Origin of the sequence: Nocardioides sp. (assembly GCF_025965415.1) — a bacterium.
In the GTDB taxonomy this organism is placed as follows: Bacteria; Actinomycetota; Actinomycetes; order Propionibacteriales; family Nocardioidaceae; genus Nocardioides.
The window spans coordinates 1-9,665 of the sequence record NZ_JAOPWY010000143.1; the positions used below are offsets into that span (position 1 = coordinate 1).

Genomic DNA, 9,665 nt, shown 5'->3' on the forward strand with positions numbered 1-9,665 from the left:
TTGTGCGGCTTGATGACCGCGGTCACGAGCTTCATGCGTGCGCTCCTTCCGAAGGGGCGGTCTGGGCCGCGATGACGCCGGTCTTGCCCCCGACGCCACCTCCGCCCATGCCGCTGTGCAGGTCGTAGGCGGTCTCGCCGTGCTCGACGAAGTCGATGCCCTCGACCTCGTCCTCCGCGGCGATGCGCAGACCCAGGGTGAACTTGATGGCCAGGCCGATGATCGCCGTGACCACACCGGAGAAGACGATGGCAACGAGGACGCCGAGCGCCTGGTCGCCCAACGAGCCCAGGCCGCCGCCGTAGAGGAGGCCGTCGATGCCGCCGGCGCCGTCCGCCGTGGAGAAGACGCCGATGAGGACGGTGCCGGCGATGCCGCCGACCAGGTGGACACCCACGACGTCGAGCGAGTCGTCGTAGCCCAGCTTGTACTTCAGGCTGACGGCCCAGGCGCAGACGGCACCGGCGATCGCGCCGATGGCCACGGCGCCGCTGATGTCGACGGCCCCGGCAGCCGGGGTGATGGCGACCAGGCCCGCGACGATGCCGGAGGCGGCGCCGAGCGAGGTGGCCTTGCCGTGCAGCAGGCGCTCGATCAGCAGCCAGCCGAGGATCGCGGCGAAGGTGGCGAGCGTCGTGTTGGCGAAGGTGCGACCGGTCTCGGAGTAGAACTGCGCGAGGAACGCGTCGGGGTCCTCGTCGAAGGTCGTGCCGAAGACGATCGAGCCGACGTTGAAGCCGTACCAGCCGAGCCACAGCATGCCCGCGCCGAGCATCGTCAGCGTCAGGTTGTGCGGACGCATCTGGTCCTTGGGCCAGCCGATGCGCTTGCCGAGCAGCAGGACCAGGACGAGGGCCGCGACACCGGCGTTGATGTGGACGGCCGTGCCGCCCGCGTAGTCCTGGGCGCCGATGCGGCCGCAGATGAGCGAGTCATCGGTGCAGCTGAACACCATGTGGGCCATCGGGAAGTAGACGATGAGCGCCCACAGCGGGACGAAGACCACCCACGCGGAGAACTTGAGCCGGTCGGCGACCGCACCGCTGATGAGCGCGGCGGTGATGATCGCGAACGTCATCTGGAACATGACGTAGACGTAGTTGTCGGTGGTGACGCCGTCGAGCCAGAGCAGCTCGAAGGGGTTGGCGAAGAACGTGCCCTCGCCGCCGAATCCCATCGACCACCCGACCGCGACGTAGAGGATGCCGACGATCGCAGCCGCGATGAACGACATCATCATCATGTTGAGCACGGACTTCGACCGGGACATGCCGCCGTAGAACAGGGCCAGCGCGGGCACCGTCATCATCAGGACGAAGGCGGTCGCCACCAGCATGAAGGCGTAATAGCCGTCCACAGAACCTCCAGGGAACGTACGGGATGTGGGTCCGCCAGCCCATGACGCCGGTGTCATGCAGGGGGCCACATGTTCATCCGAAGACTGCGGGGGCGAGGTTTCACCGGGCCGCGACGGATGTTGCGAGCAGGCAACGGAATCCAGTGCTGTGTTACGGCCGTGTGAACAGGACGGGCCCGGACCCCTCCTTGTTAGTGTTCGGCCGTGTCCAGACTGGCCGTGATGGCGCACTTCGACGTCGCCGGGGAGCTGCGACCGCACGTGCGAGGCCAGGTGGAGGCACTCGCCGCCTCGGTGGACACCCTGCTGGTCTGCACGACGGCCCAGCTGCAGGACTCCGCCCGCGCCTGGCTGTCGGAGCGCGCGGTCCTCGTCGAGCGGGCCAACTACGGCTACGACTTCTTCAGCTACAAGGTCGGGCTCGACGCCGCCGGCGACCTGACGGCGTACGACGAGGTGATCGTCTGCAACGACACCTACGTCTTCGCCCTCGACTCCTACGCCTCCGTCTTCGACGAGATGGCCACCCGCCCCTGCGACTTCTGGGGGCTCACCGGCGCCGAGCGCGTCGCCCCCCACATCCAGTCCTTCTTCATCGCCTTCCGCCCGTGGGTGGTCGCCTCGCGCGCCTTCACCAACTTCTGGGAGGAGATGGAGCCCATCTCCAAGCGCCGGCAGGTGATCCGCCGCTACGAGGTCGGCATGTCCCGGCGGCTGTACGACGCCGGCTTCAGCTCCGACACCTACTTCGTGGAGAACCCCGAGGACCAGCGCATCGCCCGCGAGCGGATGCGGTGGTGGGCGGCGCACCGCTCCCACTTCCCGCGCACCCGCGCCGAGGTGCGCGAGTGGCGCGAGCGCGCCAACGAGCCGTGGAACCCGGCACGGAGCCTGGCCGACCGGGTGCTCGACAACGCCCGCCTGCCCTACGTCAAGATCGACACCCTGCGCTACGACCCCTACAACCTCGACGCCAAGCGGTTGCTGGAGCTGTGCGAACGACGGTTCCCGCAGCGCTTCGAGGGGGTGCGGGAGTTCCTCGAGGAGACCGCCCAGTACTACCCGCTGCGCGACACCGAGCGGCTGCTGCCGACCCCGCTGGCGCTGGAGCCGCTCTTCCCCCGCGTGAGGTACTCCGATGCGCGGTGAGCGTCGGCACCAGGTGAGATTCGACGACGCCGAGGAGGTCCTGGTCGCGTCCGGCCTCATCGACGTCGACTACGTCGCCGCCCAGCTCGGCACCACCTTCGACTCGGTCCACGAGGCCGCCCGCGCAGCGGTCCAGGCCGGTGACGTGTCCCCCCACCCGCTGTTCGAGGCGCAGTGGATCGGGCGCCGCCGGTCGTGGCAGCGCCTGGGCCAGCACCCGGTGCTCTGGTACGTCTCCGAGCGACGCCGCCGCAACCGCATCGCGCCCCACCCGCTCGTTGACCCGCGCATCGTCTTCGCCGCCCACCCGGAGGCCCGGCACCACCCCTACGGCGCCCTGTCGTACTGGCTCTCGGTGTCCGGCCCGGGGACGCCGCTGCCGACCCGGATCCTGCCCAGGAAGGTCTCGTGGGGCACCTACCGCGCGGCCGCGATCGACGCGGCGGCCGCGTGGCGCGAGGAGGTCGTGCTGCAGCGGCCGGAGCTGGTCGGGCCGACCCCGACGCTCCCGACCACGCTGGGCACCTCCCCCGCGGTCACCGTGGTGATGGCCGCCCAGGACGCCGGCCCGCTGGTGCACGACACCGTGGCCTCGCTGCAGGCGCAGACCTTCACCGACTGGCACCTGGTCGCCGTCGACCGCGGCTCGGTCGACGACACGGCGGCGGTCCTGCAGGGCATGGCCGCCTTCGACGAGCGCATCACGCTCGTGCGCGAGTCCCGGTGCGGGCACGCCCGCGCGCTCAACGTCGCGCTCGAGCACGGCACCGCCGAGCACGTCGCCTTCCTGCCCCTCGGCCGGGAGTGGCTGCCGGACATGCTGGCCGACCTCCTGGCCCACGCCCACCACACCGGAGCCGCGGCCGTCCTGGCCGGCGCCGGCGCGGTGGGGCGCGACCGCGTCGAGCTGTTGGGGGGTCGTCCGGTCGACCTCACCACCGCCCTGCTGCGACGCGATGCGATCAAGGACGTCGGCGGCTTCGACGAGAGCCTCGGCGGATCGGTCGAGCGCGACCTGCTGCTGCGCCTCACGCGCGACCGCGAGCCGCTCGCCGTCGACGTACCCGTGCTGAAGCGTCCCGACCCGGTCGGCAGCGGCTTCGCCGACGACTGGGACTCGGTGGTCCTCGAGCGACAGCTCGTCGACTGGGACGCCGCCGCGGCCCGGGAGACCTCGCCCGACCTGGTGAGCCACATCCTCCCGCTGGGCGTGGAGCCGCGACGCACCGTCGAGTGGCTCAGCTCCGTGCCGCGCGAGGGCACCGAGCTCGTGCTGGTCGGGGTCCGCCTGCGCCGCGCGCACCACGTGCTGGCCGCCTCGATCGCCGCGATCATCTCCGGCGCCCGGTTCGTCTCCGTCCCGGCTGCGGTCTCCATGTCCGCGGCCACCAACGTCGGCATCTCCGAGGCCGCCGGCAGCACGGTCGTGCTCGTCCGGCCCGAGGCCATGCCGCCGCGGCAACCCATCGCCTCCGCCCTGGCCGCGGTCGTGCGCGAGCCCGGCGTGGCGGTGGCGCAGCCGCTGGTCGTCGACCTCGACGGCGTCATCCTCAGCGCCGGGGCCCGCTTCAGCCCCGACAACCCGCACCCCGAGCTCTTCCTCTCAGGGCTGCCGAGCAGCGACGCGGTGCGGATCGGGCAGTGCGAGGTGGCCGCACCCGCGGCCCCCCTGGTGGCGCTGAGCACCGAGACGGCCGTCGCGCTGCGTGGGCTCAGCACGCGCTTCCACTCCGTCCTCGCCGAGACCGACCTCGGGCTCCGCGCCCGGCAGGCCGGCTTCGGGACGTCGGTGGTCGTGCCCGACACGGTGATCACCTCCCGCACCCCCTATGCGGGCGACGAGGAGCTCATCGGGGCGATGTCGTCGCTGCGCGGCGGGTCCGCCACGCCGCCGCCCGACCGGGCGGCCGACCTGCTGCGCCTCGCCGGGCTCGAGGTGACCGACCAGCGCAATCGTCGGGTCACCGCCGATCCCGAGGACCGTGCGGCGCCGTCGGTGCTGGTCCCCCAGCTCGTGGTGCGCCCCGTGCAGGGCATCCGCGAGACCCCTCCGCGGCTCCGCTGGGCGATCGACATCGCCGCACCCGCCGCGTCGCGCGGCGACCGCTGGGGCGACACCTACTTCGCGCGCTCGCTGGCCGACGCCCTCGAGAGCCGTGGCCAGCACGTGGCGATCGACCGGCGCGACGCGCGCGAGCGGGACTCCCGCGACCACGACGACGTGCTGCTCGTGCTGCGCGGTCTCGACCGCGTCGTGCCCCGTCCCGGGCTGCTCAACGTCGAGTGGATCATCAGCCACCCCGACATGATCAGCCCCGACGAGGTCGCGGCCTTCGACCTCGTCTACGCCGCCAGCACCAGCTGGTCGGCGCGGGTGAGCCGCGAGTGGGGCACCCCCGTCAAGCCCCTGCTCCAGTGCACCGACACGCGGTGGTTCCACCCGGACCGGGCCGAGCCCGACACCGGCCCCGACCTGCTCTTCGTCGGCAACTCGCGCGGCGTCTACCGCTACGCCGTACGCAGCGCGCTCGCCGTCGGTGCCGACCTCACGCTGCACGGCAACGACTGGTCCGAGTTCGTCGACCGCGAGCAGATCGCGTCGGGCGGGGTGGCCAACGAGGAGGTCGGCGTCCTCTACGCCTCCGCGGGAGTGGTGCTCAACGACCACCACCTCGACATGCGCCGCGACAGCTTCGCCTCCAACCGGCTCTTCGACGCGGCCGCGTGCGGGGCCCGGATCCTCAGCGACCGCATCGACGGGCTCGAGGAGACCTTCTCGGGGCTCGTGCTCCCCTTCGACAACGAGCACGAGCTCGCCCGCCTGGTGCGGCCGCCGTACGACGCCTTCCCGGACAACGACACGCGTCGCCGGATCGCCACGCGGATCATCGCCGAGCACAGCTTCGACAAGCGTGCCGAGACGCTGATCGACGACGCCGTACGCCGCCTGCTCGCCCGCGGCTGACCGCCCGAGGTCCGTCGCCGCCCCTCCGCTCCCACGGCGCCAACTCACGAGTTGGCGCGCCAACCGGTGAGTTGGCGGGTTGGGTCGCCATCCGACCGCAATCCGGGCCCACAACTCGCCAACTCACGAGTTGGCGGACCAACCGGTGAGTTGGCGGACCAACCGGTGAGTTGGCGGGCCGGGGCCGGCACCGCGGGGACGTGCAGAAGCGTCAGGTCAGCCGAGGAGGGCGTCGACGAACGCAGTGGCGTCGAAGGGCGCCATGTCGTCGGGGCCCTCGCCGAGGCCGACCAGCTTGACCGGGACGCCGAGCTCGCGCTGGACCTGCACCACGATGCCACCCTTGGCCGACCCGTCGAGCTTGGTGAGCACGATGCCGGTGACGTCGACGATCTCGCTGAAGACGCGGGCCTGGATGAGTCCGTTCTGGCCGGTGGTGGCGTCGAGGACGAGCAGCACCTCGGTGACGGGGGCCTGCTTCTCGATGACGCGCTTGATCTTGCCGAGCTCGTCCATCAGCCCCGCCTTGTTCTGCAGGCGGCCGGCCGTGTCGACGAGCACCGTGTCGACGCGGTTGTCGACGCCGAGCTTGACGGCCTCGAAGGCCACGCTGGCGGGGTCGCCGCCCTCGGGGCCGCGCACCACCTCGACGCCGACGCGCTCGCCCCAGGTGGCGAGCTGGTCGACGGCAGCGGCGCGGAAGGTGTCGGCCGCACCGAGGGTCACCGTGAGGTCCTCGGAGACGAGGATCCGGGCGATCTTGCCGACGGTGGTCGTCTTGCCGGCGCCGTTGACGCCGACCACGAGCACGACGCCGGGGTTGCCGTCGGTGCCGGTGACCTGCAGCCGGCGGTCCATGTCGGTGCCGACGAGGTCGATCAGCTCCTCGCGCAGCACGGCGCGGATGTCAGCGGCCTGGTTGCCCTCGACCCGGAGCCGGGTGCGGAGCTTCTCGACGAGGGCCTGCGTCGGCGCGACGCCGATGTCGGCGGTCAGGAGCGTGTCCTCGATCGCCTCCCAGGTGTCCTCGTCGAGCCGGTCCCTGCTGAGGAGGGCGAGCAGGCCCTGCCCGAGGCCGCCCTGCGAGCGGGAGAGCCGCTGGCGCAGGCGCACCAGCCGCGACGCCGTACTCTCCGGCTTCTCGAGCGCCGGGGCCTCGACGACCGCGGGCTCGGGCGGCGCGTCGGTCGCGGTGTCGCTCTCGGTGGGGGGCGCGACGATGACGTCCGCGCCGCCCTTCGGCAGCGTGGCGCCGCGGCGGCGACCAGAGGTCAGCAGCCCGGCGAGCGTGAGCACGCCGACGACGGCGATGCCGATGATCAGATACAGCCAGTCACCCATGGCGCCATCCAATCAGAGGTGCACGACGCGGCGGAGGCGGGTGAGCACGTCGGCCCTCGGCCGCACCTGCGGCACTGCCGGCTGCGTGCGCAGGGCGTCGCGCTGTGCGGCCAGCCGGTCGGCCCGCTCGCGTGCCCGGACGAGGCGGTCCTGTGTCCGGGCCAGGTCGGCGAGCACGGCGTCGAAGGCGGCGCTGAGGCCCGATCCCCCGGGCACCGCCGGCGTCGCGGCGGCGGTGCCGTGCCGGGCCACCCACACCACCTCGTGGGCCATCAGCCGGAACCACTCGACGGCCGCGTCGCCCACGAGCGTCGGCGGCGTGACGCGCGCCGAGGACAGACCGGCCGCCAGCAGCCGGTCGTCGAAGTCGTCGCCGTACCACCGCACGTGGTCGCTCTGGCCGAACCGCCGGGCGCGCTCGTCCGGCGTCGCGGACGGGTCCTCGTCGGTGAGGACGCCACCCTTGATCGGCACCTCGATGAGCGCGATGCCGCGCGGGCTCAGCACCCGGGAGATCTCACGCATCGCCGAGCAGTCGTCAGGCACGTGCTCGAGCACGTGGTAGCAGACCAGCAGGTCGACCGATGCGTCGCGCAGCGGCAGGGCGGTGAGACTGGCCAGGGCGTCGACGGCGCGCTTGTCGTGCCCGAGGTCGAGACTGATGCGCTGACGCGGGTGGAGACGGTCGAGCAGCGGCGTGGACTGCGGGGAGGGCGCGATCTCGACCACGGTGTCGAGGTCGAGAAGGTCCGGCGCGAGGGCGCCGAGCAGCAGGGAGAGGAACCGGTGCCGTTCGAGGCTCCCACACCGGGGACAGGTCGCCTCGAGGCGACCGTCCGGGCCAGGGCGGAACCGGCGGGAGACCATCGACCCGCAGGCTGCGCAGTAGGCCCTGTGGACGTCCTGGCGTGCCGCACTCACCCTGGCACGGTAGCCCTGCACGGACCCGAGAGGGGACGCCGCGCCGGAGTCGCCCGGCGCGCCGGCCCCAGACCGGGATCAGACCGGGATCAGGCGAGGATCAGACGCGGGACTCGGAGTCCTCGAGCGTGGGCAGCGAGTCGACGCCCCTGCGCATGGCGTCGCCGAGCTGCGGGACGACGGGCATCTCCTCGCCGCGGTGCGGGTAGGCGACGTAGACCGCCACGGCGCCGGCGACGAGCACGCCGAGGGTCATCATCAAGATGATCGCGAGCACGGGGTTCCTCCCGAGGTGGTCCGACTGGTCGCCTCCAACATGGCACACCGGTCGGGCGCTCCGTGCATCTGCGTCGGCCACCGGCGCGTCCCGGTGACCACGGTCACGCCTCCGGCTGATGCAGCCGCAGCCGTACGACGACCTCCCGCACGACGTCGGGGATCGGGGTCACCGGCCGGTCACCGGCGCCGCGCGAGTTGTCGACGTAGACGTGGACGAAGCGGCCCTCGGCCGCGGCCTCGTCGGACGCCCCCTGGAACAGCCCGATCCGGTAGACGATCGAGCTCCTTCCCACCTTGTCGACGACGAGGCCCATCTCGATCGGCTCGGGGAAGCCGATCTCGCGGAAGTAGCGGCAGCCGGTCTCCGCGACCACGCCGATCTGCGGGAGCGCGCGGACGTCGACACCCGTCTCGTCGTAGAGGTGGGCGTTGACCGCGGTGTCGAACAGCTCGTAGTAGGTGGCGTTGTTGAGGTGGCCGTAGGCGTCGTCGTCGCGCCAGCGGGTCGTGGCGGTGCGCCACGCGACGTAGTCGGCCCGGGTCGGCCGCGTCGTGGGGTGGCTCATGCCGACTCGGCGTCGCGCAGTCGCTGGCTGATCACGGTCGAGACGCCGTCGCCGCGCATCGTCACGCCGTAGAGGGCGTCACCGACCTCCATGGTGCGCTTCTGGTGCGTGATGACCAGGAGCTGGGAGTTCTCGCGCAGCTCCTCGTAGATCTGCAGCAGGCGACCGAGGTTGGTGTCGTCGAGCGCCGCCTCGACCTCGTCGAGGATGTAGAACGGGGACGGCCGGGCCTTGAAGAGCGAGACCAGGAACGCCACGGCGACCAGGGAGCGCTCGCCGCCGGAGAGCAGGGACAGCCGCTTCACCTTCTTGCCGGCCGGGCGGGCCTCGACCTCGATGCCGGTGTTGAGCATGTCGTCGGGGCTGGTCAGCACGAGGCGGCCCTCGCCGCCCGGGAACAGCCGGGCGAAGGTCTGGTCGAACGCCGTCGACACGTCGGCGTACGCCTCGGTGAAGACCTGCTCGACGCGGGCGTCGACCTCGCGCACGATGTCGAGGAGGTCCTTGCGGGTGCGCTTGAGGTCCTCGAGCTGCTCGGTGAGGAACTTGTGCCGCTCCTCCATCGCGGAGAACTCCTCGAGCGCGAGCGGGTTGACCCGACCCAGCATCGAGAGCGAGCGCTCGGCCGAGCGGAGCCGCTTGACCTGCTCCTCGCGGACGAAGGCGGCCGGCTCGGGCGCCTCCTCCCCTTCGGGCACCTCGCCGCTGAAGGGGATGAGCGTGGTGGGGCCGTAGTCGGTGACCAGACCGTCGGGGTCGAGGCCGAGCTCCTCGAGCGCGCGCTCCTCGAGCTGCTCGATGCGCATCTTCTGCTGGGTGCGGGCCATCTCGTCGCGGTGCACGGAGTTGACCAGCTCGTCGTGCTCGCGGCCGAGGTCGCGCAGGGTCGTGCGCACCGCCATCAGCTGCTGCTCGCTCCCCTGCCGCGACTCCTCGACGGCGGCCCGCTCGTCGGCGGCCAGCATCACGGAGCGCTCGAGCTGGTGGAGCACGACGCGGACGGCGACCGAGACCGCCTCGGCGGCGCGGCCCTCCCGCACCAGGCGCTCGCGGCGCTCGGCGGCGCGGGCGCGCGACTCGAGATCGG

The 9,665-nt window shown here is 72.1% G+C and carries 8 protein-coding genes; 2 read left to right on the top strand and 6 right to left on the bottom strand.

The window, feature by feature from the left end; translation table 11 throughout:
* Positions 1-31: 31 nt before the first annotated feature.
* Positions 32-1,357 (bottom strand): ammonium transporter, encoded by a 1,326-nt coding sequence (locus JWN97_RS15045; RefSeq protein ID WP_297624226.1) that lies wholly within the window; start codon positions 1,355-1,357, stop codon positions 32-34.
* A 204-nt stretch (positions 1,358-1,561) separates the two neighbouring features.
* Here JWN97_RS15045 and JWN97_RS15050 point away from each other — a divergent pair, with 204 nt between their 5' ends.
* Both JWN97_RS15050 and JWN97_RS15055 read left to right on the top strand, forming a co-directional pair.
* Positions 1,562-2,506, top strand: a complete 945-nt coding sequence (locus JWN97_RS15050) for a rhamnan synthesis F family protein (protein WP_297624228.1) — start codon at positions 1,562-1,564, stop codon at positions 2,504-2,506.
* Positions 2,507-2,519: 13 nt separating this feature from the next.
* The gene (locus tag JWN97_RS15055; protein WP_297624230.1) at positions 2,520-5,471 is read left to right on the top strand and encodes a glycosyltransferase; all 2,952 of its coding nucleotides are present in this window, start codon (positions 2,520-2,522) and stop codon (positions 5,469-5,471) included.
* A 216-nt stretch (positions 5,472-5,687) separates the two neighbouring features.
* On the opposite strand, the gene ftsY is transcribed toward JWN97_RS15055, so the two are convergent.
* The 5 genes from ftsY to JWN97_RS15080 all read right to left on the bottom strand — a co-directional run.
* Complete coding sequence (gene ftsY / locus JWN97_RS15060) at positions 5,688-6,812, bottom strand: signal recognition particle-docking protein FtsY (RefSeq protein ID WP_297624233.1); 1,125 nt, start codon at positions 6,810-6,812, stop codon at positions 5,688-5,690.
* Positions 6,813-6,824: 12 nt separating this feature from the next.
* Positions 6,825-7,733 carry a methyltransferase domain-containing protein gene (locus JWN97_RS15065; protein ID WP_297624236.1) on the bottom strand — a complete coding sequence of 303 codons (909 nt, stop codon included), beginning with the start codon at positions 7,731-7,733 and terminating at the stop codon, positions 6,825-6,827.
* Between the two features lie 100 nt (positions 7,734-7,833).
* Entirely contained in the window at positions 7,834-8,010 is a 177-nt protein-coding gene (locus JWN97_RS15070; RefSeq protein ID WP_297624239.1) for a hypothetical protein, read from the bottom strand.
* Between the two features lie 103 nt (positions 8,011-8,113).
* Positions 8,114-8,578, bottom strand: a complete 465-nt coding sequence (locus tag JWN97_RS15075; protein ID WP_297624241.1) for an acyl-CoA thioesterase — start codon at positions 8,576-8,578, stop codon at positions 8,114-8,116.
* A partial coding sequence (locus JWN97_RS15080; RefSeq protein WP_297624246.1) for an AAA family ATPase occupies positions 8,575-9,665 on the bottom strand: 1,091 nt, incomplete at its 5' end. The genes JWN97_RS15075 and JWN97_RS15080, both read right to left, overlap by 4 nt.

Bases quoted from the DNA above. Each gene is read 5' to 3' on its own strand.
- ftsY (WP_297624233.1), bottom strand. From the start codon at position 6,812: ATGGGTGACTGGCTGTATCTGATCATCGGCATCGCCGTCGTCGGCGTG.
- JWN97_RS15075 (WP_297624241.1), bottom strand. From the start codon at position 8,578: ATGAGCCACCCCACGACGCGGCCGACCCGGGCCGACTACGTCGCGTGG.